Origin of the sequence: Rugamonas brunnea, assembly GCF_014042345.1 — a bacterium.
Lineage (GTDB): Bacteria > Pseudomonadota > Gammaproteobacteria > Burkholderiales > Burkholderiaceae_D > Rugamonas > Rugamonas brunnea.
Genome location: NZ_JACEZT010000004.1, coordinates 310,308 through 336,955, shown reverse-complemented (window position 1 = coordinate 336,955; position 26,648 = coordinate 310,308). Strand labels below are relative to the sequence as shown.

General features: G+C 63.0%; 20 protein-coding genes. 5 read left to right on the top strand and 15 right to left on the bottom strand.

All coding sequences use genetic code 11. The annotated features are described in order from the left end of the window. Nucleotides 1-16: 16 nt before the first annotated feature. From H3H37_RS08950 to prpB, 7 genes are all read right to left on the bottom strand, one after another. Nucleotides 17-3,661, bottom strand: coding sequence for a sensor domain-containing protein (locus tag H3H37_RS08950; RefSeq protein WP_311197432.1), 3,645 nt, complete (start codon nt 3,659-3,661; stop codon nt 17-19). Between the two features lie 189 nt (nt 3,662-3,850). Then, nucleotides 3,851-5,515 (bottom strand): cation acetate symporter, encoded by a 1,665-nt coding sequence (locus H3H37_RS08945; RefSeq protein WP_182161527.1) that lies wholly within the window; start codon nt 5,513-5,515, stop codon nt 3,851-3,853. Further along, nucleotides 5,512-5,820 (bottom strand): DUF485 domain-containing protein, encoded by a 309-nt coding sequence (locus H3H37_RS08940; protein WP_182161525.1) that lies wholly within the window; start codon nt 5,818-5,820, stop codon nt 5,512-5,514. Before H3H37_RS08940 ends, H3H37_RS08945 begins: the two co-directional genes overlap by 4 nt. Before the next feature lie 223 nt (nt 5,821-6,043). Beyond that, nucleotides 6,044-7,234: a 2-methylaconitate cis-trans isomerase PrpF gene (gene prpF, locus H3H37_RS08935; RefSeq protein ID WP_182161523.1), complete on the bottom strand. Its 1,191-nt coding sequence runs from the start codon at nt 7,232-7,234 to the stop codon at nt 6,044-6,046. Between the two features lie 78 nt (nt 7,235-7,312). After that, nucleotides 7,313-9,907, bottom strand: coding sequence for a Fe/S-dependent 2-methylisocitrate dehydratase AcnD (gene acnD, locus H3H37_RS08930; protein ID WP_182161521.1), 2,595 nt, complete (start codon nt 9,905-9,907; stop codon nt 7,313-7,315). 21 nt (nt 9,908-9,928) lie between these two features. Continuing rightward, nucleotides 9,929-11,083 (bottom strand): bifunctional 2-methylcitrate synthase/citrate synthase, encoded by a 1,155-nt coding sequence (gene prpC / locus H3H37_RS08925; RefSeq protein ID WP_182161519.1) that lies wholly within the window; start codon nt 11,081-11,083, stop codon nt 9,929-9,931. A 74-nt stretch (nt 11,084-11,157) separates the two neighbouring features. Then, a complete protein-coding gene (prpB, locus tag H3H37_RS08920) occupies nt 11,158-12,045 on the bottom strand; it encodes a methylisocitrate lyase (RefSeq protein ID WP_182161517.1) in 888 nt (295 codons plus the stop codon). 258 nt (nt 12,046-12,303) lie between these two features. On the opposite strand from prpB, the gene prpR reads away from it, so the two are divergent. Then, nucleotides 12,304-14,043 (top strand): propionate catabolism operon regulatory protein PrpR, encoded by a 1,740-nt coding sequence (prpR, locus tag H3H37_RS08915; RefSeq protein WP_182161515.1) that lies wholly within the window; start codon nt 12,304-12,306, stop codon nt 14,041-14,043. Between the two features lie 320 nt (nt 14,044-14,363). Here prpR and H3H37_RS08910 read toward each other — a convergent pair whose 3' ends face one another. Both H3H37_RS08910 and H3H37_RS08905 read right to left on the bottom strand, forming a co-directional pair. Next, entirely contained in the window at nt 14,364-15,830 is a 1,467-nt protein-coding gene (locus H3H37_RS08910) for an aminotransferase-like domain-containing protein (RefSeq protein WP_182161513.1), read from the bottom strand. 9 nt (nt 15,831-15,839) lie between these two features. Further along, nucleotides 15,840-16,424: a LysE family translocator gene (locus H3H37_RS08905; protein ID WP_182161511.1), complete on the bottom strand. Its 585-nt coding sequence runs from the start codon at nt 16,422-16,424 to the stop codon at nt 15,840-15,842. 211 nt (nt 16,425-16,635) lie between these two features. Between H3H37_RS08905 and H3H37_RS08900 the strand changes: the two genes are divergently transcribed. Then, entirely contained in the window at nt 16,636-17,094 is a 459-nt protein-coding gene (locus tag H3H37_RS08900) for a DUF6328 family protein (RefSeq protein ID WP_229218740.1), read from the top strand. A gap of 24 nt (nt 17,095-17,118) precedes the next feature. Here the strand turns inward: H3H37_RS08900 and H3H37_RS08895 are convergent, their stop codons facing one another. The 3 genes from H3H37_RS08895 to clpS all read right to left on the bottom strand — a co-directional run bounded on the left by H3H37_RS08895 (nt 17,119) and on the right by clpS (nt 21,183). Further along, on the bottom strand, nt 17,119-18,273 hold the full coding sequence (locus tag H3H37_RS08895; protein ID WP_182161509.1) for a Fic family protein: 1,155 nt from the start codon (nt 18,271-18,273) through the stop codon (nt 17,119-17,121). A 310-nt stretch (nt 18,274-18,583) separates the two neighbouring features. Then, complete coding sequence (clpA, locus tag H3H37_RS08890; RefSeq protein WP_182161507.1) at nt 18,584-20,884, bottom strand: ATP-dependent Clp protease ATP-binding subunit ClpA; 2,301 nt, start codon at nt 20,882-20,884, stop codon at nt 18,584-18,586. Then, complete coding sequence (gene clpS / locus H3H37_RS08885; protein ID WP_182156907.1) at nt 20,881-21,183, bottom strand: ATP-dependent Clp protease adapter ClpS; 303 nt, start codon at nt 21,181-21,183, stop codon at nt 20,881-20,883. The genes clpA and clpS overlap by 4 nt, the downstream gene beginning before the upstream one ends. 323 nt (nt 21,184-21,506) lie before the next feature. Here clpS and cspE point away from each other — a divergent pair, with 323 nt between their 5' ends. Then, on the top strand, nt 21,507-21,710 hold the full coding sequence (gene cspE, locus H3H37_RS08880) for a transcription antiterminator/RNA stability regulator CspE (RefSeq protein WP_008446468.1): 204 nt from the start codon (nt 21,507-21,509) through the stop codon (nt 21,708-21,710). A 172-nt stretch (nt 21,711-21,882) separates the two neighbouring features. Here cspE and icd read toward each other — a convergent pair whose 3' ends face one another. Then, the gene (icd, locus tag H3H37_RS08875) at nt 21,883-23,136 is read right to left on the bottom strand and encodes an NADP-dependent isocitrate dehydrogenase (protein ID WP_182161505.1); all 1,254 of its coding nucleotides are present in this window, start codon (nt 23,134-23,136) and stop codon (nt 21,883-21,885) included. 218 nt (nt 23,137-23,354) lie between these two features. Here icd and H3H37_RS08870 point away from each other — a divergent pair, with 218 nt between their 5' ends. Continuing rightward, entirely contained in the window at nt 23,355-23,927 is a 573-nt protein-coding gene (locus H3H37_RS08870; RefSeq protein WP_182161503.1) for a pseudouridine synthase, read from the top strand. On the opposite strand, the gene H3H37_RS08865 is transcribed toward H3H37_RS08870, so the two are convergent. Both H3H37_RS08865 and rpsT read right to left on the bottom strand, forming a co-directional pair. Continuing rightward, nucleotides 23,924-24,334 carry a hypothetical protein gene (locus H3H37_RS08865; protein ID WP_182161501.1) on the bottom strand — a complete coding sequence of 137 codons (411 nt, stop codon included), beginning with the start codon at nt 24,332-24,334 and terminating at the stop codon, nt 23,924-23,926. The two genes, H3H37_RS08870 and H3H37_RS08865, sit on opposite strands and share 4 nt — an antisense overlap. Before the next feature lie 206 nt (nt 24,335-24,540). Beyond that, nucleotides 24,541-24,807 carry a 30S ribosomal protein S20 gene (gene rpsT, locus H3H37_RS08860; RefSeq protein WP_182161499.1) on the bottom strand — a complete coding sequence of 89 codons (267 nt, stop codon included), beginning with the start codon at nt 24,805-24,807 and terminating at the stop codon, nt 24,541-24,543. A gap of 287 nt (nt 24,808-25,094) precedes the next feature. Between rpsT and murJ the strand changes: the two genes are divergently transcribed. After that, complete coding sequence (gene murJ, locus H3H37_RS08855) at nt 25,095-26,645, top strand: murein biosynthesis integral membrane protein MurJ (RefSeq protein ID WP_182161497.1); 1,551 nt, start codon at nt 25,095-25,097, stop codon at nt 26,643-26,645. The last annotated feature ends 3 nt before the right edge of the window (nt 26,646-26,648 follow it).

The window sequence follows — 26,648 nt, the reverse complement described above, 5'->3', positions numbered from 1 at the left end:
CGGGCGCCGGCCGCGCTCAGGCGCGCGGCAGCAGCAGCTGGGCCGTCGTATGCGGCACCGGCTGCGAGAACAGATAGCCCTGCGCGTACTGGCAGCCGCTGCGCTGCAGCAGCGTGTACTGCCCTTCCGTCTCCACCCCTTCGGCCACCACCGACAACTGCAGGCTGCCCGACAGGGCGATGATGGCGTCCACGATGGCGCCATCCTCGGCGCTCTGCTCCAGGTCCTTGATGAAGGCGCGGTCGATCTTGATCTTCTTGACCGGGAACCGCTTCAGATAGGCCAGGCTGGAATAGCCGGTGCCGAAATCGTCGATCGACAGCCGGATGCCCATGGCGTTGATCTGGCCCAGGATGTCGAGCGTCTGTTCGCCGTGCTGCATCAGCGCCGTTTCGGTGATCTCGAATTCGAGCAGGCCGGGCGCGATGCCCGTCTCGTCCAGGATGGTGCGGATCGAGTCGATCAGGCCGCGGTGCATGAACTGGCGCGCCGACAGGTTGACGGCCAGCGGCACCGGCAGCAAGCCCTGGCGCTGCCATTCCATGCTTTGCCGGCAGGCCGTGCGGATCACCCATTCGCCGATCGGCACGATCATCCCATTCTCCTCGATGATGGGGATGAAATGGTCGGGCATCACCAGCTCGCCGTCAGGGCCGCGCCAGCGCAGCAGCACCTCCATCGCGTGCAGGCGGCGCGTGCCGATATCCATGATGGGCTGGTAGTGCAGCTCGAACTGGTCCTGCGCCAGCGCGCTGCGCAAGCTGCTTTCGAGCTCGAAGTGGCGGGCCGCCGCCAGGTTCATGGTCTGGGTGAAGAACTGGTAATTGTTCCTGCCGCTGGCCTTGGCGTGGTACATGGCCGCGTCGGCGTGGCGCATCAGGGTTTCCACGTCGCCGCCATCGTCCGGATAGACGCAGATGCCGATCGACGGCGTGATGTGCAGGTTGCGCCCCTCCAGCGGGAACGCATCGGACAGCGCGGCGATGATCTTCTCGGCCACGTTGACCGCCTCGTCCACGTTGCGGATGCCGGGCACCAGCACCACGAACTCGTCGCCGCCCAAGCGGGCCACGGTGTCGCTGGCGCGCACGGCGCGGCACAGGCGGCTGGCCACTTCCTTGAGCAGCTGGTCGCCCGTCATGTGGCCGAGCGAATCGTTGATGGTCTTGAAGCGATCGAGGTCGATGAACATCACGGCCAGCTTGCGCTCGGAGCGCTGGGCCGCCAGCATGGCCCGGTCCAGCCGGTCGGCCAGCAGGGCGCGGTTGGGCAGGCCCGTCAGGCTGTCATGGTAGGCCATGTGGTGCACGCGCGCCTCGGCCTGGCGCCGTTCGACGATCTCGCCCTGCAGCAGCGCATTGGCGCCGGCCAGTTCGGCCGTGCGTTCCAGCACCCGCACTTCCAGCTCGTCACGCGCGCGGCTGACCGCTTCGGCTGCCTCGCGCCGCGCCGTGATGTCGTCCACCAGCCACACGGAACGCCCACGCGGCTTGCTCAGGTCGAACGGGCGGCCCGACAGCCGGGCCCAGAACGTGCTGCCATCCTTGCGCACCAGCTGGTATTCGGACATGTTGACGCGCCCGGCCAGGAAGTCGTCGGCCGTCTCGGCGCGCGCGCGCTGCCAGGCCGCCTTGTCGGCGTAGAAGGCTTGCACCGACAGGCCGTTCATGCCGCCCGGCTCGTAGCCGAACAGCTCCTCCATCTTGCTGTTGCAGCGCAGATTGTGGCCATGCTCGACCACCGAGATGCCCAGCACCGCGCTGTCGAGGATGGCCTGGTTTTCCAGCAGCGCGTTGCGCAGCGTTTCCTCGGCCTGGCGCTGTTCGCTGCGGTCCTCGATGATCCAGATCGTGCCCTGGGTCGGATCGGCCGGATTGACCACGTAGCCGATCAGCTGCGCCCACAGCACGCTGCCATCCTGGCGCTGCATCTCCACTTCCGTCTGGAACGGCTTGCCCACCGAGAGCAGCGGCGAGGCGGCCGCACCCAGTTCATCGTAGGCCTGCTGCGAGGGATAAAGCGCGCGCCCCGGCAAGCCCAGCGCCTCGTCGGCATGGTAGCCGAACATCTCGCCGAAGCCGCGGTTGTAGCGCGTGATGACGCGGTTCTTGGTGAACAGGATGGCCATCGAGGCGTTGGTCATGATGGCCTCGACCTCCATCTTGGTCTCGCGGCTCTCGCTCACGTCCTCCAGGATCCAGATGGTGCCGCCGTCGCTGTGCTCCGCGTCCACCGCCTTGGCCCGCACCCGGCACCAGAACAGCGAGCCATCCTTGCGCTTGAACTGGAATTCGTCGCGCTCGAACGGCAGGCCGCAACCCAGCAGCGGGCTGGCCTCCAGGCCGAATTTCGCATACGCCTCGGGCGAGGGAAACACGATCGACGCGTGCAGGCCCATCATCTCCTCGCGCGTATAACCGAACATCTCGGCCAGGCGCGGATTACAACTGAGCATGTGCTGCGCCTTGGAGAACAGGATGCCGACCGAGGCGTTGTCCAGGATCGCCTTCTGCTCCAGCAGCAGCTGCTTGGTGTCCTCCTCGGCCTTCTTTTGCGCGCTGCGGTCGTCGAAGATCCAGATCGAATCCTGCTGGGTGCGGCCCGGATTGATCACGTAGCCGAAAGCATGGGCCCAGAAGGTGGAACCGTCCTGGCGCCGCATCTCCATCTCGGCCTGGAACGGTTTGCCGCGCGCCAGCAGGGGGCGCGCCTTCTTCACCACGGCCTCGAAGGCCTCGGTCGAAGGATACAGTTCAGAGGTGAGCCGGCCCACGCCGCTGTCGCCTTCGAAGCCGAAGAATTCACCGAAGCGCTGGTTGTAGCGCAGCACCCGGTCATCGCGCTGGAAGCCGATGGCCAGCGGCGCGCTGTCCATGATGGCCTGCATTTCCAGCAGCGTGCGGCGCAGCTTTTCCTCGTCGCGGCGGCGCTCGTCGATGTCCTCGATGATCCAGACCGTGCCATCGTCGGTGTTTTGGGGATCGACGGCGCGCCCGAACAATCGGGCCCAGAACAACGAGCCGTCCTTGCGGCGCAACTGCATCTCGGTGGTGAAGGATTCGCCGCGCCGCAGCGGCGGCCCGGCCTCGCGCCCCAGTTCAATGTGGGCCTGCGCGGACACATGGACCACCACGGTGCCCTCGCCTTCCAGCTCGTGGCGCGCGTAGCCGAGCATGTCGGCGCAGCGCAGATTGCACTCCTGGATCACGCTGGCCTTGCTGAACATGATGCCGACGGCGGCGTTGTCGAGGATGGCCTGTTGTTCGAGCAGCGTCTTGCGCAACGCCTTGTGGTCGCGCTGCACGGCGCTCACATCCTGGAACACGATGGTGGCGCCGCCGTCGCCGTTCCCCGGCAACGGCTTGGCCCAGGCCCGCACGGCGATGTACTGGCCGCCGGCGCAGCTCAGGCAACTGTCCCACTGGCGGCCTTGCGCCGCACCCAGGGCCGTGTTGAGCTGCACCCCGCTGTCGGCCCGTACGTGGCGCGCGAACAGCTCCGCCACGGGTGCCCCCACGGGATCGCGCCCCAGCAGGGCCGCCAGCTCGCCGTTCGCCGCCCGGACCACACCCGCCCCGTCACAGGCGCACGCGGGCACGCCGATCAGCTGCAAAGCATCGGCCACGCATTCTGGGTTGGTCGAAACGTCGTTCGTGGTCACCTGGCGCCCCATGTAAAAAACGCTGCCCTCGCGACGGCAGCGTCATGTCCAGATCATAAACCACATTGCCCCCATTTTCCACTTGGCAAGCCGACGGCTTCCTCTATTCATGCTCCGTGCGCACGGCGTTATAAAAAAAAACAGCCCCGGACCTTGCGGGCCGGGGCTGTCGGAGAAATGACGCTGTGCTTAGTGCGCGGAGGCGGCGGCGGCGCCGATGCCCGTCTCGGAACGCATTTCCTGCGCTTCGAAGCCGGCGCGGTCGATGCGGGCGCGTGGGCTCTTGTCGAGGATGGAGAACAGCCAGATGCCCACGAAGCCTGCCGTCATCGAGAAGATGGCGGGCGAAGCGTAAGGGAACCAGGCGTCCTTATGACCCAGCACATCGACCCACACCGATTTCGACAGCACGGTCAGCACTACGGCCGTGATCAGGCCCATGAAGCCGCCGATGGTGGCGCCGCGGGTGGTGCAATCCTTCCACAGCACGGACATGAACAGCACCGGGAAGTTGGCCGAAGCGGCGATGGCGAAGGCCAGCGACACCATGAAGGCGATGTTCTGCTTCTCGAACAGGATGCCCAGCGCGACAGCGATGATGCCCAGCACGATGGTGGTGGCACGCGAGACGCGCAGTTCTTCCCAGCTGGTGACCTGGCCCTTCTTGATCACGGTGGCGTACAGGTCGTGCGACACAGCCGATGCACCCGACAGGGTCAGGCCGGCCACCACGGCCAGGATGGTGGCGAAAGCCACAGCCGAGATGAAGCCCAGGAACACGTTGCCGCCCACGGCCTTGGCCAGGTGGATAGCTGCCATGTTGGTCCCGCCCAGCATCTTGCCGGCGGCGTCCTTGAACTCGGGATTGGTCGACACCAGCACGATGGCGCCAAAGCCGATGATGAAGGTCAGGATGTAGAAGTAGGCGATCCAGGTGGTGGCCCAGAACACGGACTTGCGTGCTTCCTTGGCGCTAGGCACGGTGAAGAAGCGCATCAGGATGTGTGGCAGGCCGGCGGTACCGAACATCAGCGCCATGCCGAACGAGATGGCCGACACGGGGTCCTTGATGAAGGTGCCCGGACCCATGATGGCGTCCTTCTTGCTGTGCACTTCAACGGCCTTGGCGAACAGCGCCTCGGGGCTGAAATTGAACTGGCCCAGCACCACGAAAGCCATGAACGAAGCACCGGCCAGCAGCATCACGGCCTTGATGATCTGCACCCAGGTGGTGGCCGTCATGCCGCCGAACAGCACGTAGACCATCATCAGCGTGCCGACCAGCACCACGGCGACCCAGTAGTCCAGGCCGAACAGCAGCTTGATCAGCTGGCCCGCGCCCACCATCTGGGCGATCAGGTAGAACGCCACCACCACCAGCGTGCCGCAAGCGGAGAAGATACGGATCGGCTTTTGCTGGAAGCGGTAAGCCGCCACGTCGGCGAAGGTGAAGCGGCCCAGGTTACGCAGGCGCTCAGCCATCAGGAAGGTGATGACAGGCCAGCCGACCAGGAAGCCGATGGCGTAGATCAGGCCATCGTAACCGTTCAGGAACACGGCGGCGGAAATACCGAGGAAGGAGGCAGCCGACATGTAGTCGCCCGCGATGGCCAGGCCGTTCTGGAAGCCGGTGATGCCGCCGCCGGCCGTGTAGAAGTCTGCCGCCGACTTGGTCTTGGCGGCTGCCCACTTGGTGATGAACAGCGTGAAGATGACGAACACGCCGAACATGATGATGGCGGTCCAGTTGGTGGCCTGCTTCTCAGCCTGGCCCAGGTCGGCGCCAGCGGCCAGCGCGCCACCTGCCACGCCCAGCATGGCCAGCGCGGCCAGCATGCGTTTGAAATTCATCATGGCTGCACCCGTGCGCGGATAGCCGCCGTATGTTCGTCGAATTCGCCGTTGGCGCGGCGCACGTAGATGCCCGTGATCAGGACCGTAAACACGATCACGAACAGGCCCATGGGCATACCCCAGGTCATCACACCGCTACCGATGCGGGTGGCCAGCAACTCCTTGTCGAACGCGATCAACAGGATGAAGCCGTAGTACACGGCCATCATCAGCCACGTCAGCGTCCAGCCATAGCGGGAACGGGCCGAAACCAGCTTCTGGTAGCTGGGGTCCGCTTTTATCTTTTGAACCAAATCGTCGTGCATTGCAGTCTCCTTCATTTTTTGTAATGCCTTTATTTCAGGCTGAGTCCAGATTAGACCCGCTCCCTTACCGTTCGCTTACGCCGAAACGCCAAATGAGCAAAATGATACGGATCATGCAAATAGATTTACACCGGCGGCGGCGGGCAAAAAACACGGACAAAAAAAAGGCGCCGCAAGAGCGGCGCCATGTTGCAGTGCAGCGCGGTTTAGCGCAGTGCAGCGCTTAGAAACTGTCGCCCGGCACCCGCACCCAGCCCTCCATCAGCACACGCGCGCTGCGGCTCATGATGGCCTTGGTCACGCTCCACTCGCCGTTCGCCTGGCTCGCTTCCGCGCCCACGCGCAGGGTGCCCGACGGGTGGCCAAAACGCACCGCGTTGCGCTCACCGCCGCCGGCAGCCAGGTTCACCAGCGTGCCCGGGATGGCGGCCGCCGTGCCGATGGCCACGGCCGCCGTGCCCATCATCGCATGGTGCAGCTTACCCATGGACAGCGCGCGCACCAGCAGGTCCACGTCGGCCGCCGCCACCTGCTTGCCGCTGGAGGACACGTAATCCTTGGGTGCGGCCACGAAGGCCACCTTGGGCGTGTGCTGGCGCTTGGCCGCCTCGTCCAGCTCCTTGATCAGGCCCATGCGCAGCGCGCCGTGGGCGCGGATGGTCTCGAACATGGCCAGCGCCTTGGCGTCGCCATTGATGGCGTCCTGCAGCTCCGTGCCCGTGTAGCCAATGGCTTCCGCGTTGACGAAGATGGTGGGGATGCCGGCGTTGATCATGGTGGCCTTGAGCGTGCCCACGCCGGGCACTTCCAGGTCGTCCACCAGGTTCCCGGTCGGGAACATGGAACCGCCGCCGCCCTCCTCGTCGGCCGCCGGGTCCATAAATTCGAGCTGCACTTCGGCCGCCGGGAAAGTCACGCCGTCGAGCTCGAAGTCGCCCGTCTCCTGCACCGCGCCGTTCGTGATGGGCACGTGGGCGATGATGGTCTTGCCGATGTTGGCCTGCCACACGCGCACGGTGGCGATGCCGTTCTGCGGAACGCGGCTGGCGTCCACCAGGCCGCCGCTGATGGCGAACGCGCCAACGGCGGCCGACAGGTTGCCGCAGTTGCCGCTCCAGTCCACGAAGGCCTTGTCGATCGACACCTGGCCGAACAGGTAATCGACGTCGTGGTCAGGCTTGCTGCTCTTGGCCAGGATCACGGTCTTGCTGGTGCTGGACGTGGCGCCGCCCATGCCGTCGATCTGCTTGCCGTAGGGGTCGGGGCTGCCGATCACGCGCAGCAGCAGCGCGTCGCGCGCGGCGCCGGGCACTTGCGCCGCTTCTGGCAGGTCTTGCAGGCGGAAGAACACGCCCTTGCTGGTGCCGCCGCGCATGTAGGTGGCGGGGACTTTGATCTGTGGTACGTGGGTCATGATGATGTATTCCTAAAAAAGACAGGCGGTACGTCGCCGTACCGCCTGCCGTGCCGAACGATCAGTCCTGGGCGCGCATTACGCGGCCTTGGACGATTCCAGGAAGTCCTGCGCGAAACGCTGCAGCACGCCGCCCGCTTCGTAGATCGACACCTCTTCTGCCGTGTCGAGGCGGCAGGTCACGGGCACGTTCACCTGCGAGCCATCGCGGCGGTGGATCACCAGCGTGAGCGTCGCGCGCGGGGTGCGCTCGCCGATCACGTCGTAGGTCTCGGTACCGTCGATGTTGAGGGTGTTGCGGTTCACGCCGGGCTGGAACTCCAGCGGCAGCACGCCCATGCCCACCAGGTTGGTGCGGTGGATGCGCTCGAAGCCTTCGGCCACGATCGCTTCCACGCCGGCCAGGCGCACGCCCTTGGCGGCCCAGTCACGCGAGGAGCCCTGACCGTAGTCGGCGCCGGCGATCACGATCAGCGGCTGCTTGCGCTCCATGTAGGTCTCAATGGCTTCCCACATGCGCATCACTTTGCCTTCCGGTTCGACGCGGGCCAGCGAGCCGGCTTTGACCTTGCCGTCTTCCAGCACCATCTCGTTCTTCAGCGTCGGATTGGCGAAAGTAGCGCGCTGCGCCGTCAGGTGGTCGCCGCGGTGGGTGGCGTAGGAGTTGAAGTCCTCCTCCGGCAGGCCCATCTTGGCCAGGTAGGCGCCGGCCGCGCTGTCGAGCATGATGGCGTTCGACGGCGACAGGTGGTCGGTGGTGATGTTATCGCCCAACACCGCCAGCGGACGCATGCCCTTGAGCGTGCGCTCGCCGGCCAATGCGCCTTCCCAGTACGGCGGACGGCGGATGTAGGTGCTCGGCGCGCGCCAGTCGTACAGCGGGCTGACCTTGACGCCATCGTCGGCCTGCTTGGCGAACATGGGGATGTAGACCTGGTTGAACAGGGCCGGCTTGACGCTGGCTTCGATCAGCGCGTCGATCTCCTCGTCCGACGGCCAGATGTCCTTCAGCGTCACAGGATTGCCTTGCGCGTCATGGCCCAGCACATCCTTCTCGATGTCGAAGCGGATGGTGCCGGCGATGGCGTAGGCCACCACCAGCGGCGGCGAAGCCAGGAAGGCCTGCTTGGCGTACGGGTGGATGCGGCCATCGAAGTTGCGGTTGCCCGACAGGACGGCGGTGGCGTACAGGTCGCGGTCCACCACTTCCTTCTGGATCACCGGGTCCAGCGCGCCGGACATGCCGTTGCAGGTGGTGCAGGCGTAAGCGACGACACCGAAGCCCAGCTTTTCCAGGTCGTCCATCAGGTTGGCCTGTTCCAGGTACAGCGTGACAGCCTTGGAGCCGGGCGCCAGCGAGCTTTTCACCCATGGCTTGCGGGTCAGGCCGCGCGCGTTGGCGTTGCGGGCCAGCAGGCCGGCGGCGATCATGTTGCGCGGGTTGTTGGTGTTGGTGCAGCTGGTGATGGCGGCGATGATGACGGCGCCGTCGGGCATCTTGCCAGGCTCATTCTCCACCTTGCCGCTGATGCCGCGCGCGGCCAGCTCGGAGGTCGGCACGCGCTTGTGCGGATTGGACGGACCGGCGATGTTGCGCACCACGGTCGACAGGTCGAACTTGAGCACGCGCTCGTATTCGGCCGCCTTCAGGGTATCGCCCCACAGGCCGGTTTGCTTGGCGTACTGCTCCACCAGCTTGACCAGTTCATCGTCGCGGCCGGTCAGCTTCAGGTACTTGATGGTCTGTTCGTCGATGTAGAACATGGCCGCCGTGGCGCCGAATTCAGGCGCCATGTTGGCGATGGTGGCGCGGTCGCCCAGCGTCAGCGCGGACGCGCCTTCACCGTAGAACTCCAGGTACGACGACACCACTTTTTCCTTGCGCAGGAATTCGGTCAGCGCCAGCACCGTGTCGGTGGCGGTGATGCCCGGTTGTGGTTTGCCGGTCAGCTCCACGCCGATGATGTCGGGCAGGCGCATCCACGAGGCGCGGCCCAGCATCACGCTCTCCGCTTCCAGGCCGCCCACGCCGACGGCGATCACGCCCAGCGCGTCCACCATCGGGGTGTGCGAGTCGGTGCCCACCAGCGTGTCAGGATAGGCCACACCATCGCTCACCTGCACCACGGGCGACATGCGTTCCAGGTTGATCTGGTGCAGGATGCCGTTACCGGGCGGGATCACGTCGACGTTCTTGAACGCCTTCTTGGTCCAGTTGATGAAGTCGAAGCGGTCTTCGTTACGACGGTCTTCGATGGCGCGGTTCTTGGCGAAGGCGTCCGGATCGAAGCCACCGCATTCCACGGCCAGCGAGTGGTCGACCACCAGTTGGGTCGGCACCACGGGGTTGACCATGGCGGGGTCGCCGCCCTGTTGGGCGATGGCGTCGCGCAGGCCGGCCAGGTCCACCAGTGCGGTCTGGCCCAGGATGTCGTGGCACACCACGCGCGCCGGGAACCATGGGAAGTCCAGGTCGCGCTTGCGCTCGATCAGCTGCGACAGCGACGCGTTCAGCGTGGCCGGCTCGCAGCGGCGCACCAGGTTCTCGGCCAGCACACGCGAGGTGTACGGCAGCTTGTCGTAGGCGCCAGGCTGGATCGCGTCGACAGCGGCGCGCGCGTCGAAGTAATCGAGCTTGGTGCCCGGCAGGTTCTTGCGGAATTGAGTATTCATGTTCGCTTCCAATACTGGCGATTACTTGCGGTCGGAGATAGGCACGAATTGCAGGTCGTCCGGGCCGACGTAGTTGGCGCTTGGGCGGATGATCTTGTTGTCGATGCGCTGCTCGATGATGTGGGCAGCCCAGCCCGAGGTGCGCGAGATCACGAACAGCGGCGTGAACATGGCGGTCGGCACGCCCATCATGTGGTAGGACACGGCCGAGAACCAGTCCAGGTTCGGGAACATCTTCTTCACTTCCCACATCACCGATTCCAGGCGTTCTGCGATGTCGAACATCTTGGTCGAACCGGCTTCCTTGGACAGGTTGTGCGCCACTTCCTTGATCACCACGTTGCGCGGGTCGGAGATGGTGTACACAGGGTGGCCGAAGCCGATCACCACTTCCTTGTTGGCCACGCGGTTACGGATGTCCGCTTCGGCTTCGTCCGGGTTCTCGTAGCGCTTCTGGATCTCGAACGCGAACTCGTTGGCGCCGCCGTGCTTGGGACCGCGCAGCGCGCCGATGGCGCCGGTGATGGCCGAGTAGATGTCCGAACCCGTGCCGGCGATGACGCGGCCGGTGAAGGTGGAGGCGTTGAACTCGTGCTCAGCGTACAGGATCAGCGAGGTGTGCATCGCCTTGACCCACGACTCGGATGGCTTCTCGCCGTGCAGCAGGTGCAGGAAGTGGCCGCCGATCGAGTCGTCGTCCGTTTCCACCTCGATGCGCTTGCCGTTGTGGCTGAAGTGGTACCAGTACAGCAGCATGGAGCCGAACGATGCCATCAGGCGGTCGGCGATGTCGCGCGCGCCCGGCACGTTGTGGTCATCTTTTTCAGGCAGGGTGCAACCCAGCACGGACACGCCGGTGCGCATCACGTCCATCGGGTGGGCCGAGGCAGGCAGCGCTTCCAGCGCCGACTTGACCGACTGCGGCAGGCCGCGCAGCGATTTCAGTTTGCCCTTGTAGCCTTTCAGTTCAGCGGCCGTCGGCAGCTTTCCGTGCACCAGCAGGTAAGCGATTTCTTCGAATTCGCAAGTGTTGGCCACGTCCAGGATGTCGTAACCACGGTAGTGCAGGTCGTTGCCGGTCTTGCCGACGGAGCACAGCGCGGTATTACCGGCGGTCACACCCGACAGGGCAACGGATTTTTTGGGCTTGAAGGTAGCGACTTGTTCAGCACTCATTTGATCTCTCCAGATGTTCTATGTGTAGTTTGCGATTGCGGATTGCGATTGCAGATTGCGATAAGGGGCGATGCTTATTTCTTCGATGCGGCGAACAGCGCGTCGAGCTTTTGCTCGAAGCTGTGGTAGTTGATGCGCTCGTACAGTTCCATGCGGGTCTGCATGGTGTCGACCACGTTCTTCTGGGTGCCGTCGCGGCGGATCGCGCCGTAGACGTTTTCGGCTGCCTTGTTCATGGCACGGAAGGCCGACAGCGGATACAGCACCAGGCCCACGTCGGCGCCGCGCAGCTCGTCCACCGTGTACAGCGGGGTCGCGCCGAATTCAGTGATGTTGGCCAGCACCGGCACCTTGACGGCCTTGGCGAACTGGGAATACATCGGCAGGTCGGTGATCGCTTCCGGGAAGATCATGTCGGCGCCCGCTTCCACGCAGGCGATGGCGCGGTCCAGGGCCGATTCCAGGCCTTCCACGGCCAGCGCGTCGGTGCGGGCCATGATGACGAAGTTCTCGTCGGTGCGGGCGTCCACGGCGGCCTTGATGCGGTCGACCATCTCCTGCTTGGTCACGATTTCCTTGTTCGGACGGTGGCCGCAGCGCTTGGCGCCGACCTGGTCTTCGATGTGGATGGCGGCCGCGCCGAACTTGATCATGGACTTGACGGTGCGCGCCACGTTGAAGGCCGAAGAACCGAAGCCGGTGTCCACGTCCACCAGCAGCGGCAGGTCGCACACGTCGGTGATGCGGCGCACGTCGGTCAGCACGTCGTCCAGACTGGAGATGCCCAGGTCGGGCAGGCCCAGCGAACCGGCGGCCACGCCGCCACCGGACAGGTAGATGGCCTTGAAGCCGGCGCGTTTGGCCAGCAGGGCGTGGTTGGCGTTGATGGCGCCCACCACCTGCAGCGGGGATTCTTCTTGTACGGCTTTGCGGAATGCGGCGCCGGCGGAATATTGGCTCATGTCTGACCTTTCGTTGTGCTTGTGTGCTTGCGGTTGGTTGCGCCGTGGCGCGTTGCGAACAGGTATTGCAAGGGACGTGCCAACGGGTGACGCGATGCCTTACCGGCGGGCAAACTCAGCAAAATCAAACACTTGGCGCTTGACCGGGCGGCAGGACACTTGAGTACGCAAGCATATCGCGTTGCAACGACGTTGCTTTTATGTTTCAAAAACGTTTCACCATGAAACATTGAAACGGAACTGGCGTACAATGGCGGCATGCGCCATTCCACTCCCCTACCCCTGGACAACACCGACAAGCCCGTGATCTGGACCGTGTCGGTGTCGCGCCTGTTCGACCTGTTCCGCGACATCACGCTCGAATACGACGACCTGGCCACCATCGAACCGATCAACCTGGGCTTCGACGAAGCGGCCCGCCACATCCGCGAGCGGATGGCGACCGAGCGCTGCGACGCCGTGATCGCGGCCGGCTCCAACGCCGCCTATTTAAAGGGACGGCTGTCGGTGCCGGTGGTGATCGCCAAGGCCAGCGGCTTCGACGTGATGCAGGCGCTGGCGCGCGCGCGCCGGGTGACCGAACGCATCGGCGTGATCACCTACCAGGAACGGCTGCCGGAGCTGGCCGAATTCGCCGCCACCTTCGGCTTCGACATCGCGCAGCGCACCTACGTCACCGAGGAAGATGCGCGGGCCCAGATCAACGAACTGAAAGCAGCCGGCATCCAGGCCATCGTGGGCGCAGGCCTGATTACCGATCTGGCCGAGGAAGCGGGATTGACGGGCGTGTTCGTCTACTCAGCCGCCTCGATACGACAAGCCTTTGACGACGCGCTGGAGATGGCGCGCCTGACCCAGCTGGAAGTGAACCGCAGCCGGCGCGTGGTGGTGGCCGACACGCTGCGCGCCAAGCATGGCCTGAACGACTTGCGCGGCGAATCGGCCGCCATGGAGGCGCTGCGGCAGTCCGTGGTGCTGTACGCGAAATCGCCGGCCACGGTGCTGATCCAAGGCGAAACGGGCTGTGGCAAGGAACTGGTGGCGCAAGCCATCCACCGCGAAAGCCCGCGCATCCTGGGCCAGAACCGGCCGTTCGTGGCGGTGAACTGCGGCGCCATCGCCGAATCGCTGCTCGAATCGGAACTGTTCGGCCACGAGGAAGGCGCGTTCACGGGCGCGCGCCGCGGCGGCCACGCGGGCCTGTTCGAAGCGGCCAACCGGGGCACGCTGTTCCTCGACGAGATAGGCGAAATGCCGCTCACGCTGCAAACGCGGCTACTGCGGGTGCTGGAGGAACGCGAAGTGGTGCGGGTGGGCGGCACGCGACCGATCGCCGTCAACGTGCGCATCATCAGCGCCACCCACTGCGACCTGGAACAACGCGTGCGCGACGGGCGCTTTAGGGCCGACCTGTTCTACCGGCTGGCCGTGCTGCGGCTGTCGCTGCCGCCGCTGCGCGCGCGCGAGGACGATGTGATAGGGCTGGCCGAATGGTCCCTCAAGAATGCGCTGGCGGCGCTGGGCGCGCGGCCCCACCCCAACCTGCACGCCGAGATCATGGCGTGCGCGCCGCTGCTGCGCCAGTACGACTGGCCGGGCAATGTACGCGAGCTGCGCAACCTGATGGAGCGGCTGGCCCTGTTCCTGGCGGCCGAGCCATTGCAGGCGCTCACGCCCGCCTTCGTGCAGAATGTGGCGCCGGAACTGCTGCCGCGCGCGCGTGCCGACGGCGGACTGGATGGCATCGTTCTGCCGCCGGTCATGTATCCGCCCGCGGCGCCGCCCCAGCCTCTCTCTACGTCCGACAGCATGCCCTCTGCCCTCCCCGGCGCCTCGTCCGGCGCCACCTATCCAACACCCGTGCCCGTCCCGGCCGAGTCGGTGACGGCGGTGCTGGCCCGTTTTGGCGGCCGCCGCGACGCCGCCGCCAACTACCTGGGCATCAGCCGCACGACGCTGTGGCGCAAACTACGCGCCGAGGGTGGCGGGGAAGGATGAGAGAAAGGCCAGGTTGACATGACTCGAGCTTGATCTGACAGACGCGGCCTGACGAGCAACAACCTCAGTTGGTCAGCACCCCGTTGCAGCCGTTCCGTGGAGGTCTAAGTATTCTTCCGATTCTTCATCAATCGTTTCCATCCAATCAATTCGAATACGCTCCCGCCCACCAACGCCACCGTTGCGCTGGTTTGCATTCCTACATACCAAAGCCCTGCAGCGACAACGAACATTGCGAACGTAATGAAGTGATGTTTATACATTTTTCGCTTTCCGACTGTTGATCTACCGGTTTAACAACTGTGAACCTGACCTGACACTCAGGACTTGCCCGCGATGCTGGCAGCGCCACTAACACGGGCCAGGCTTGAGCGCGCGCCAGCCACCGCGCGCAGGCGCTCTTCAAGGTAGGCGCTCACGCGGGGATGCTGGCTGAAGACGACGTTGAAGCGGATATGCTGGTCGGGCGTGTCGTTGGCCGAGAACGCGGCGCCGCGCATCAACAGGATCTTGTTGCGGTAGGCGTCCTGCACCAGCAAGTCCACGTCCAGCCCTTCGGGCATGGTGCCCCACAGGAAAATGCCTGCGTCGCCGGGCTGCTCGAACCTCACGCCGGCCGCGCTCAGTTGCCGCGTGCTGGCGTTGCGCGCCACCATGATCTTGCGTTGCAGCCGCTCCAGGTGCTTGCGCAGGTTGCCGGCCTTGAGCACTTCCAGCAGCACGTATTCGTTCAGCGCAGGCAACGTCATGATGGAGTGGATCTTGGTTCGCATCAGCAGCTTGAGCAGGGCGGGCGCCGCAGCCAGATAGCCCATGCGCAGGGCCGGGCTCAGCGCCTTGCACAGGCTGGAGTAGTAGATCACGCCGTCCAGTCCGGACAGCGATGCCAGCCGCGCGCTGTGGCCCTGCTGGAAATGGCCGTGCACGTCGTCTTCGGCGATCAGGACGCCATACTGCTGCGCCATGTTCAGCACTTTGTGCAAGTTGGCGGCGCTGCTGCTCCAGCCGGTGGGATTGTGCAACGCCGTCTGCACAAACAGCAGGCGTGGACGGTGCGTGCGGCAGGCGGCTTCCAGTTCGTCCAGGTCGAGGCCATCAGGTCGGCGCGTGATGGGCACCAGGCGCACGCCGTCCTGGCGCAGCCTGCCGAACATCAGGAAGTATCCGGGGTCTTCCACCAGCACCGTATCGCCGGGCTGTAGGAATGTGCGGCAGATCAGATCGATGGCATGGGTAGCGCCGAACGTGGTGAGGATGTGATTGGCGTCGGCAGCGATGCCAATGCCGCGCAACAGCAGCGCGATCTGCTCGCGCAGTTCGGCCAGCCCTTGCGGCGGACAGCGCGAGGCCATGCCGGCCGCGCTGCGCGCCAGGCCACGTTGCACGGCGGCCGCCGGCAGCGCGTCCTGCAGCCAGGTGGGCGGCAAGGCGCCGCTGCTGGCCAGCAGCACGCCCGGGCGCTGGTCGTTCACTTGCTGGATCAGCCAGACCGGCTCCTGCTCCTGCCCCGCTTCCAGCGCCACCTCGTCGGGAATGGCGCGGCTGGCGTCCGCTGCTGCGCAGACGAAGAAGCCCGCCGTGCCGTGCGTGTCGATGACGCCTGCGGCCACCAGCCTGTCATACGCCACCACCACGGTGTTGGTGCTCACCGCGAGCTGCGTGGCGAGCTGGCGGATCGACGGCAGCTTGGTCCCGCCGGGCAGGACGCGTTGCGCGATCTGCTGACGCAATGCGTCCTCGATCTGCTTGAACAGGGCAACGGGTGAGGAGCGGTCGATGGAGAACATGGTCGAAGTCTAGCGTAAAAACGTCACGGCGAGGACCAGCAGGATGGCGCCCATCGCCAGGTTGAAGATGCGCTGGTTGCGCGGTGCTTTCAGCAGGCTACGGATCGAGACGCCGAACAATGCCCACATGGCGTTGCACGGCACGCCCACCACGGTGCCGATCACGGCCACCAACTGCGCGTTGACGAACATGTTGCCCTGTGCAGGCATGAAGACCGATGCCATGGTGACGGCTTTGAGCCAGCTCTTGGGGTTCAGCGCCTGGAACAGCGCCGCCTGCGCAAACGACACGGCCTTCGGCGCGCTGGTCCCCGCCACCGAGGCGCCGGTAAGCTTCCAGGCCAAAAATATCATGTACAGCGCACCCGCGATCCGCAGCACCTGCTGCGCCATCGGGTACGCGACGAATACGCTGCCCAGCCCCACGCACATCAGCATGGTCTGCACGAAGATGCCGACCTGGATGCCGAGGATAACCGGCAGCGCGCTTCGATAGCCGAAATTGGCGCCGGTGGTGGCCAGCATGACGTTGTTCGGTCCGGGCGTGGCCGACATCACAAAGCAATAGCTCATCAGGGGCAGGAGTTCGGTCATGGCATGCAGTCATCGCGTTGAGAAGGCCCCAGTCTAGAAGCGCCGCACGGCATGGAAAAGGCACAAGGCGCCGCGTACGCGCACATGCTGTATCAGTCGAACGACTGCTACAGCGGCGCACGCCTGTCACAGCTTGGCCTTCAATCGTGCGCAGCCTATCCTAGAGAGGCGAGTCCGTGCGCATCGTGCGGGCCATTGGAGCCGGGGCGCGATGCCAAGCCAATACGAACCCAATACGCTGAAAGAGCAGATGCGCAACGTGATCGAGGAAGCGCGCATGGTGCTGCCCGGCATACAGGCGCTGTTCGGCTTCCAGACCATCGCCGTATTCAACCAGCGCTTCCTCGACCTGCCCGGGGCAATGCAACTCTGCCACCTGCTGGCATTGGCGCTGGTGGTGCTGTCCATCGCGCTGGCGATGGCGCCAGCGGCCTACCATCGCATCGTCGAATCGCACCAGGTATCGGAACAGACCGTCAGACTGTCTTCGTGGTTCATCTGCGCCGCGCTGGCGCCGCTGGCCGGCGGGCTGGCGCTCGATATGGCGGTGGTGCTGTACCTGGTCGCGCCGTCCTATGCGCTCAGCGCGGCCGGCACGGCGGCCACACTGGCTCTGCTGCTCGGCCTGTGGTTCGCGTTTCCGCTGCGGGCGCGCCGCCGGCGCGGTTAAAAGCGCTGTTTGGGGGGGGAGACGTCAAGCCTCAAGGGCGTTCGAAATGAATCCTTCGTCAGTCAACGCCTTGATTACGCCGCGCAGCAGGTAGTTGTTTGTGAAGCAGATAGAGTACTGCCTGGCTCCCTCATAGATCGGTTGCAGCATTTTCTGATCCACTAGTTTTCTGATTTGGTAGGTTCGCTGATTATCGGTGAGCTTTGGCATCACCAGCTTTAGGTCTCCTGACTTTGCGGTTTTTAGTTTTACGACCTCAAGGAGCACGTGATACTCGTCAATCGTGATGAGCTGTCGCTCGCGCGAGATAGACAGCGCCGGCTTGAGGATGCGTTGCTCCAGATAGTCGTACTGGGTCAGTCGATCTACTTTTCTTAGTTCGGTCAGAATTCCTTCCAGCACATAGGTACACCATATGTCGATACCTTCGGTTTGTCCGGTATCAGCGGCGCCCAGCATCTGATAGTAACGCTCTCTGTCGTTGCAGAAGACTGCAGTGGGATTGAGCACGCGACCGTCCTTGACGTTGAAGCCGTACTTAATGAGCAGCGCGTAAGTTAGCAGGCGGACGACTCGACCGTTTCCGTTGGAAAATGGATGTATCCAGCCGAAACGATGGTGTGCAAGGGCGACTTTAATCAAGTCGTACTTGGGCGCTGACGGGGTATTAACGAATTCTGTCAATTCCCTCATGTATTGAGGCACGGCTATCGCTTCAGGCGGTAGATGTGCCGACATCGCTATTTTTACTGGGCTTTCGCGGTAAGCGCCCGGTGTCTTATCGCCCTCACGTTCCAGACCGTTGACAGCGATGCCGTGCAGATCTCGTATGAACGTTTCGGTGAGAGGTGCGCCTGGCTGCATTGCTTCTTCGACGTACCTCATGGCTTCTTCGATGTTGGTGATTTCCTTCATCTGGTCGCCGTCCTCGAGGCCGCCTTGCACAGTGGACTCGACAAGGTCAGCCAGTGTTGTATGGTTGCCTTCAATACGTGCAGATCCTAAACTTTCGAGAAGATGAAATATCTGTTTCAGCTGAAAGAAGACTTCTGGCGGTGTAGTTCCGCCGAGCTGCAGCCGTCGAAGATGCTCAAGTTCAGTGACAACATCGACCAGCGGTGAGTCAAATGATGGGTTGTGCAACTTGAGATCGAAGTGTTCGAATTTAGGACTATCCATGGTCACCCCAAAATTATTGACAGCACTGTCACTAATTATCTCAAATTTTTACAAAAAATACCTGTACAATCAATTGGTTGTGCGATCCGTATTTTCACCTTATCTGAAATTGCTAAAAAGCGGATCTGGAAAACCCAGCACTGGACATCTGGAGAATCCGTCGGTGACTCGGGGCACGCCCCTTCCCGCAACCACTCCTTTTGTAGCCAGCCCGGCAACGCCCCCCCATGGCAAGTGAAATCAATTCCTTAGCCCTTAAAAAAAAACCCGCATCGAACGATGCGGGTTTTTTTGTGCGCCGGCCTGCGGCTTAGTCCACTTCCACCGTCTCCGGCGGCGGCGTCGGCGCGGCGTCCGATTCCGGGAATTCCAGCTTGACCTGGTCTTTGTCGTCCAGATCCACCGTCACCCGGCCACCGGTCACCAGGCGGCCGAACAGCAGCTCGTCGGCCAGCGCCTTGCGGATCATGTCCTGGATCAGGCGCGACATCGGGCGTGCGCCCATCAGCGGGTCGAAGCCTTTCTTGGCGAGGAACTTGCGCAGCTTCTCGGTGAAGATGGCTTCCACCTTCTTCTCGTGCAGCTGTTCTTCCAGCTGCATCAGGAACTTGTCGACCACGCGCAGGATGATCTCCTCGTCCAGCGCACGGAAGCTGATGGTGGCGTCGATACGGTTGCGGAACTCCGGCGTGAACATGCGCTTGATGTCGGCCATCTCGTCGCCCGCCTGCTTGGTGGTGGTGAAGCCGATCGACGTCTTCTGCAAGCTCTCGGCGCCCGCGTTGGTGGTCATGATGATGATCACGTTGCGGAAGTCGGCCTTGCGTCCGTTGTTGTCGGTCAGCGTGCCATGGTCCATCACCTGCAGCAGGATGTTGAAGATGTCCGGGTGCGCCTTCTCGATCTCGTCCAGCAGCAGCACGGCGTGCGGCTTCTTGGTGATGGCTTCGGTCAGCAAACCACCCTGGTCGAAGCCCACGTAGCCGGGCGGCGCGCCGATCAGACGGCTCACAGCGTGGCGCTCCATGTACTCGGACATGTCGAAGCGGATCAGCTCGATGCCGAGGATGAAGGCCAGCTGCTTGGCCACTTCCGTCTTGCCGACGCCGGTGGGGCCGGAGAACAGGAAGGAGCCGATCGGCTTGTCGGTCTTGCCCAGGCCGGCGCGCGCCATCTTGATGGCCGAGGCCAGCGCTTCGATGGCGGGGTCCTGCCCGAACACGACGTTGCGCAGGTCGCGGTCGATGGTCTGCAGCTTGCTGCGGTCGTCCTGGTTGACGGTCTGCGGCGGGATGCGCGCGATCTTGGAGATGATGTCCTCGATCTCGGTCTTGCCGATGGTTTTCTTCTGCTTCGATTTCGGCAGGATGCGCTGCGCGGCACCGGCCTCGTCGATCACGTCAATGGCCTTGTCGGGCAGATGGCGGTCGTTGATGAAGCGGGCCGCGAGCTCGGCCGCCGTCGACAGCGCCGACGACGAATACTTGACGCCGTGGTGCTCCTCGAAGCGCGACTTGAGGCCGCGCAGGATCTGCACGGTCTGCTCGACGGTCGGCTCGTTCACATCCACTTTCTGGAAGCGGCGGCTCAGCGCATGGTCCTTCTCGAACACGCCACGGAATTCCGTGTACGTGGTGGCGCCGATGCACTTGAGCTGGCCGTTGGCCAGGGCCGGTTTCAGCAGGTTGGACGCATCCAGCGTGCCGCCCGACGCCGAACCGGCGCCGATGATGGTATGGATCTCGTCGATGAACAGGATGCCGTTCGGGTTGTCCTTGAGCTGCTTGAGCACGGCCTTCAGGCGCTGCTCGAAGTCGCCGCGGTACTTGGTGCCGGCCAGCAGCGCGCCCATGTCGAGCGAATAGACGACGGCGTGCTGCAGGATGTCCGGTACGTCGTTCTGCGTGATGCGGTAGGCCAGGCCTTCGGCGATGGCGGTCTTACCCACGCCGGCCTCACCGACCAGCAGCGGGTTGTTCTTGCGGCGGCGGCACAGCACCTGGATCACGCGGTCGACCTCGTCCTCGCGGCCGATCAGCGGGTCGATCTTGCCCTCGGCGGCGGCCTTGTTGAGGTTCTGGGTGAACTGGTCGAGCGGGCTTTCCTTCTGCTGGCCATCGGACGGTGCGCCCTCTTCCACGCCTTCGGACGCCTTGGCGCTTTCCGAAGCCTGGTCCTTGCGCACGCCGTGCGAGATGAAGTTGACCACGTCCAGCCGGGTCACTCCCTGCTGGTGCAAGTAGTAGACGGCGTGCGAGTCCTTCTCGCCGAAGATGGCCACCAGCACGTTGGCGCCCGTCACTTCCTTCTTGCCGTTGGACGCGGACTGCACGTGCATGATGGCGCGCTGGATCACGCGCTGGAAACCGAGCGTGGGCTGGGTATCGACCTCGCCCGTGCCGGGCACGGTGGGCGTGTTGTCGCCGATAAAGTTGGCCAGCGTCTTGCGCAAGTCCTCGATGTTGACGGCGCAGGCGCGCAACACTTCAGCCGCCGACGGGTTGTCCAGCAGCGCCAGCAGCAAATGCTCGACCGTGATGAATTCGTGCCGTGCCTGTCGGGCTTCGACAAACGCCATGTGCAAACTTACTTCTAATTCCTGCGCGATCATACTTCCTCCATCACACACTGCAGGGGGTGGCCTGCCTTGCGCGCATGCGTTAAAACGAACTCCACTTTGGTACAGGCTATGTCCTTGGAAAACACGCCACACACGCCCTTGCCGTGCTGGTGCACGCTGAGCATGATTTGCGTGGCCGTTTCTCTGTCCTTGTTGAAATACTCCTGGATGATGGCCACGACGAATTCCATCGGCGTGTAGTCATCATTGAGCAACGCCACCTGGTACAGAGGTGGCGGCTTCAGCGTCTGCCGCTCCAGCAGGGTTTCAGTATCATGCTTGGTTGCCATACGCTTATATTCTAATGCTTTCGGGATTGATGCAATGCGCATTTCTCAGCGCATATCCATTTGTTGTCCATCTTACGCGTTTTCTCATCCCCGCGCAGATGGCGCCCGGGGCGGCGAATTCAAGAGTTGTTTTTATGCCAATTGTCTTAAAAATAGCAAAAGCCCCTCGAAAGCGCTTGACTTTAAAAATCCACGCGCTAACAATGCGTTATCGACTCTGTGCAGAAATGTACATGTTGATAAGAAGTGAGGCGTGAGGAGGGGGCAAGAAGCTTCTTGCCTTTATGGCTCGTGTGATCAGTTTTTATTTGAAAGTTCTTTTTATGGCAACAGGTACTGTTAAGTGGTTCAATGATTCCAAAGGTTTTGGCTTCATCACTCCAGATGACGGCGGCGAAGATTTGTTCGCTCACTTCTCCGCGATCAACATGAACGGTTTCAAGACCCTCAAAGAAGGTCAAAAAGTTCAGTTCGAAGTCACGCAAGGCCCTAAAGGCAAGCAAGCTTCCAACATCCAGTCGGCGTAAGCGCCCACTTCGGAAGTCGAAAACCCCGCCCTGCGGGGTTTTTTTTCGTCCGCACGCCGGGTCCGCTGTTGCATCCGCGTCACGCTGTCGTTCATGCCGGCGCCCAGCAAAAAGCCCCGCCCTCTCGCGAGGACGGGGCTTGCAGGCAGCACGGCGCGAACCGCGCCGTCACTTACATATTAGCGATCATCACGTCGCCGAAGCCCGAGCACGACACCTGGGTCGCGCCTTCCATCAGGCGGGCGAAGTCGTAGGTGACGCGCTTGGAGGCGATCGATTTCTGCATCGAATCGATCACCAGGTCGGCCGCCTCGGTCCAGCCCATGTGGCGCAGCATCATCTCGGCCGACAGGATCAGCGAACCAGGGTTCACATAATCCTTGCCCGCGTATTTCGGTGCGGTGCCGTGGGTGGCTTCGAACATGGCCACGGAGTCCGACAGGTTGGCGCCCGGCGCGATGCCGATGCCGCCCACCTGGGCCGCCAGCGCGTCCGAGATGTAATCGCCGTTCAGGTTCAGGGTGGCGATCACGCTGTACTCGGCCGGACGCAGCAGGATCTGTTGCAGGAATGCATCAGCGATCGAATCCTTGACCGTGATCTCACGACCGGTCTTGGGATTCTTGAACTTGCACCATGGGCCGCCGTCGATCAGCTCGGCACCGAATTCCTTCTGGGCCAGTTCGTAGGCCCAGTCACGGAAGCCGCCTTCCGTGTACTTCATGATGTTGCCCTTGTGAACGATGGTCACCGATGGCTTGTCATTGTCGATCGCGTACTGGATCGCCTTGCGTACCAGGCGCTGCGTACCCTGGCGCGACACTGGCTTGATGCCGATGCCCGAGGTTTCCGGGAAGCGGATCTTGGTCACGCCCATTTCCTTGACCAGGAAGTCGATCAGTTTCTTGGCGTTGTCCGAACCTTCGGCCCACTCGATGCCGGCGTAGATGTCTTCCGAGTTCTCGCGGAAGATCACCATGTCGGTCTTCTCAGGCTCTTTCACCGGCGAAGGCACGCCCGTGAAGTAGCGCACCGGGCGCAGGCAGACGTACAGGTCCAGTTGCTGGCGCAGCGCCACGTTGAGCGAACGGATGCCGCCGCCGACCGGGGTGGTCAGCGGGCCCTTGATGGAGACCACGTAGTCTTTCAGTACTTGCAGCGTCTCGTCGGGCAGCCACACATCCGGGCCGTACACGGTGGTCGACTTCTCGCCGGCGTAGATTTCCATCCAGCTGATCTTGCGCTTGCCGCCATAGGCCTTCTCCACAGCCGCGTCGATCACTTTGATCATCACGGGGCTGATGTCGACGCCGGTGCCGTCACCCTCGATGTAGGGAACGATGGGGTTATCTGGTACATTCAGGGAAAAATCGGCATTGACGGTGATTTTCTGGCCGTCAGCAGGTACTTTGATATGTTGATACATCGTGTTCTCCGAAGTGGACGCTCGGCAAGCGACAACGTCGTTGCGCTCCCAGGGCATGATCTGCAATCTGAATTATTACCAATTTACCACGGTTTTCTCTCAGTCTTCTATAAGACATAAGACAGGCGTTTCACATTATGCACCAGTATTTTGCCAGGCGCTATGGCTTTTTCGTCGCCGGCGATTAAGCCTACACCACAATTGATCCTCTAATAAATATGTCTTTGATACTATTCAACAAGCCGTTCCAGGTTCTGTGCCAGTTCTCGCCGCAGGAAGGACGCCCTACCCTGGCCGACTACCTGAAGATCCCCAACATCTACCCGGCCGGCCGGCTCGACGCCGACAGCGAAGGACTGCTGCTGCTGACCGACGATGGCAAGTTGCAGCACGACATCGCCCATCCCGACCACAAGCAGCCGAAAACCTACCTGGTGCAGGTGGAAGGCGTGCCGGACGCCGACAGCCTGGCGCGGCTGCAGGCGCCGATCAACCTGGGCGACTTCACCACCCAGCCGTGCAAGGCTGTGCGCATCGCTGAGCCGGAATGGCTGTGGCCGCGCAACCCGCCGATCCGCCAGCGCGCCGACCAGCCCACCAGCTGGCTGGCCATCACGCTGCAGGAAGGCAAGAACCGCCAGGTGCGGCGCATGACGGCGGCCGTCGGCCTGCCCACGCTGCGGCTGGTGCGCAGCGCCATCGGCGCCATCTCGCTGGCCAGCCACCCGCTGATGCCGGGCGAATGGCGCGAGGTGACGCCGGCCGAACTGGTCGGCGCATCGCCGGGTTAACCGGGACCATTCGGGAATGGCGGGGACGGCGCGGACGGGGCCACATTGCGGCGCAACAAAAATTTTTCAGACAATCTGCAATTTTTTTGAAAAATCATGTCAACCGACAATTTCCAGCCCACGTTAAGGAGAGCAGATTCACTTGAATCCTTGTTTTCTTCAACCGCCAAAGGAACTGACATGTCTAAAATCATCGCTGCTCTGGTTGCATCCCTGTTCGCCGCTTCCGCTTTCGCCGCTGCTCCAGCGTCGGCATCCGCTGCTGCTTCCGCTCCGATGGCTTCCGCTGCTTCCGCATCCGCTTCCGCTGAAGCCGCTGCTCCTGCGAAGAAAGCCAAGAAAGCCAAGAAGGCCAAGAAAGCTGCTTCGGCATCGGCTTCCGCTGAAGCTTCGGCACCAGCCGCCAAGTAATCTTTCCGGCTCCATCAAAAAGGCAGGCGCGTCCTGCCTTTTTTTACGCCCATTGCCGGCGCAACAATATCTTCGTCGCACGGCATCGCGCATGAAACACATGCACAAACGCCTGCGCAAACGACAAAACCCGCACTGACCAGAGGTCAGGCGGGTTCTTGCTGTACTCCCTGTCGCGGCCGGAGCCGCAAGCAGCAGGAAATTAAGCGGACAGTGCCTTCAGGGCAGCTGCCAGACGGCTCTTGTGGCGAGCGGCCTTGTTCTTGTGGATGATCTTCTTGTCGGCGATGCTGTCGATGGTCGACACGGATGCCTGGAAGATAGCGGTCGCAGCCGCTTTGTCGCCACCCTGGATCGCTTTACGAACCGCTTTGATTGCGGTGCGCAGGGTCGAACGCTGGGACGAGTTGTGTGCGTTTTGCTTAACTGCTTGACGAGCGCGTTTGCGCGCTTGTGCGGTATTTGCCATGGAATTTCCTAAATCAGGGTCAAAGTGCGTTTGCAAACATTATTGTTTGCCAAACAGGTGCGTTCAGTGCAGCTGCCGAACCATGTGAGTCAAACTACTGCCTGCCAAACATTCGTGTCTGCATTACAGAATTCTGTACAGCCTTCGATTATAGCGATGTTTTTCAACCGGAGCAATTCAAAAATTCAGAATATTGCAAGGCCCCGGAAGCCAGCCGGCGCCGGCCAGCCAACTATTCTGGCACGACATGCGCGGGAGCACTATTGCAACCGTTATAATCACGGCCCATGAACTTGCTCAAAACCCTGGCTGGTATTTCCAGCATGACCCTGCTCTCGCGCGTGACAGGCCTGTTGCGTGAAACCCTGTTCGCGCGCGCCTTCGGCGCCGGCGCCTACACCGACGCCTTCATTGTCGCGTTCCGCATCCCCAACCTGCTGCGGCGCCTGTTCGCCGAGGGCGCGTTCTCGCAAGCGTTCGTACCCATCCTCTCTGAATACAAGACCCAGTACGGCCAGGAAGCGAGCAAGACGCTGGCCGACCACGTGGCCAACACGCTGGTGTGGGCCACCTTGCTGGTGAGCGTGGCCGGCATCATCGGCGCACCCGTGTTCGTGTACCTGATCGCCACCGGCCTGCGCGCCGAGCCGGGCGCCTTCGACGCGGCCGTGTGGATGACGCGATTGATGTTCCCTTATATTAGTTTCATGTCCTTCGTGGCGCTGGCCGGGGGCATCCTCAACACCTGGCGCGAGTTCAAGATCCCCGCGTTCACGCCCGTGCTGCTGAACCTGTCGTTCATCGCCGCCTCGCTGTTCCTGCAATCGCACCTGGCCCAGCCCATCTACGCCATGGCCATCGCCGTGTTCGTGGGCGGCTTGCTGCAGGTGGGCATGCAGATTCCGGCCCTGGTGCGCATCGGTATGCTGCCGCGCCTGTCGCTAAATCCGGCCGCCGGCCTGAGCGACCCCGGCGTGCGGCGCGTGCTCAAGAAAATGGGACCGGCCGTGTTCGCCGTATCGGCGGCCCAGATCAGCCTGATGATCAACACCAGCATCGCCTCCCGGCTGGCCGAGGGCAGCATTTCCTGGCTGTCCTACGCGGATCGGCTGATGGAATTCCCCACCGCCATGCTGGGCGTGGCGCTGGGCACCATCCTGCTGCCCAGCCTGTCCAAAGCCAACGCCGACGGCGACACCGAGGAATACTCGAATCTGCTGGACTGGGGCTTGCGCCTGACCTTCCTGCTGGCGCTGCCGTCGGCCGTGGGCATGGCCACGCTGGCTGAACCGCTGATCACCACGTTGTTCCACTACGGCAAGTTCTCAGACCATGCGGCCGCCATGTCGGCCCGTCCCCTGATCGCCTACAGCGTGGGCCTGCTGGGCATCATCCTGGTCAAGACACTGGCGCCGGCGTTCTACGCGCGCCAGGACATCCGCACTCCGGTCAAGATCGCCGTGGGCGTGCTGGTGGCGACCCAGTTGATGAATATGCTGTTCGTCCCCTACATCGCCGTGGCCGGCCTGGCGCTGTCGATCGGGCTGGGCGCCTGCTTCAACGCCGGCTTCCTGTACACAGGCTTGCGCCGGCGCGGCATCTACCACCCGCTGCCGGGCTGGGGCTGGTTCTTCATGCGGGTGGCGCTGGCTTGCGCCGCCATGGGGGCGACCGCCTGGTACAGCGCCAGCCTGGTGGACTGGCTGGGCATGCAGCAGCATGTGCTGCTGCGCGCCGGCGCCCTGTTCCTCGTGATCGCGGTTAGCGGCGCCGTCTATTTCGGCGCCCTGCTGGCGATGGGCTTCCGCCTGCGCGACTTCAAGCGCACGGCGCGGTAAAAC

What these genes read in the sequence shown, in the direction of transcription:
- H3H37_RS08945 (WP_182161527.1), bottom strand. Translation starts at nt 5,515, where the DNA reads ATGATGAATTTCAAACGCATGCTGGCCGCGCTGGCCATGCTGGGCGTG.
- H3H37_RS08940 (WP_182161525.1), bottom strand. Translation starts at nt 5,820, where the DNA reads ATGCACGACGATTTGGTTCAAAAGATAAAAGCGGACCCCAGCTACCAG.
- prpF (WP_182161523.1), bottom strand. Translation starts at nt 7,234, where the DNA reads ATGACCCACGTACCACAGATCAAAGTCCCCGCCACCTACATGCGCGGC.
- acnD (WP_182161521.1), bottom strand. Translation starts at nt 9,907, where the DNA reads ATGAATACTCAATTCCGCAAGAACCTGCCGGGCACCAAGCTCGATTAC.
- prpC (WP_182161519.1), bottom strand. Translation starts at nt 11,083, where the DNA reads ATGAGTGCTGAACAAGTCGCTACCTTCAAGCCCAAAAAATCCGTTGCC.
- prpB (WP_182161517.1), bottom strand. Translation starts at nt 12,045, where the DNA reads ATGAGCCAATATTCCGCCGGCGCCGCATTCCGCAAAGCCGTACAAGAA.
- prpR (WP_182161515.1), top strand. Translation starts at nt 12,304, where the DNA reads ATGCGCCATTCCACTCCCCTACCCCTGGACAACACCGACAAGCCCGTG.
- H3H37_RS08910 (WP_182161513.1), bottom strand. Translation starts at nt 15,830, where the DNA reads ATGTTCTCCATCGACCGCTCCTCACCCGTTGCCCTGTTCAAGCAGATC.
- H3H37_RS08905 (WP_182161511.1), bottom strand. Translation starts at nt 16,424, where the DNA reads ATGACCGAACTCCTGCCCCTGATGAGCTATTGCTTTGTGATGTCGGCC.
- H3H37_RS08900 (WP_229218740.1), top strand. Translation starts at nt 16,636, where the DNA reads ATGCCAAGCCAATACGAACCCAATACGCTGAAAGAGCAGATGCGCAAC.
- H3H37_RS08895 (WP_182161509.1), bottom strand. Translation starts at nt 18,273, where the DNA reads ATGGATAGTCCTAAATTCGAACACTTCGATCTCAAGTTGCACAACCCA.
- clpA (WP_182161507.1), bottom strand. Translation starts at nt 20,884, where the DNA reads ATGATCGCGCAGGAATTAGAAGTAAGTTTGCACATGGCGTTTGTCGAA.
- clpS (WP_182156907.1), bottom strand. Translation starts at nt 21,183, where the DNA reads ATGGCAACCAAGCATGATACTGAAACCCTGCTGGAGCGGCAGACGCTG.
- cspE (WP_008446468.1), top strand. Translation starts at nt 21,507, where the DNA reads ATGGCAACAGGTACTGTTAAGTGGTTCAATGATTCCAAAGGTTTTGGC.
- icd (WP_182161505.1), bottom strand. Translation starts at nt 23,136, where the DNA reads ATGTATCAACATATCAAAGTACCTGCTGACGGCCAGAAAATCACCGTC.
- H3H37_RS08870 (WP_182161503.1), top strand. Translation starts at nt 23,355, where the DNA reads ATGTCTTTGATACTATTCAACAAGCCGTTCCAGGTTCTGTGCCAGTTC.
- rpsT (WP_182161499.1), bottom strand. Translation starts at nt 24,807, where the DNA reads ATGGCAAATACCGCACAAGCGCGCAAACGCGCTCGTCAAGCAGTTAAG.
- murJ (WP_182161497.1), top strand. Translation starts at nt 25,095, where the DNA reads ATGAACTTGCTCAAAACCCTGGCTGGTATTTCCAGCATGACCCTGCTC.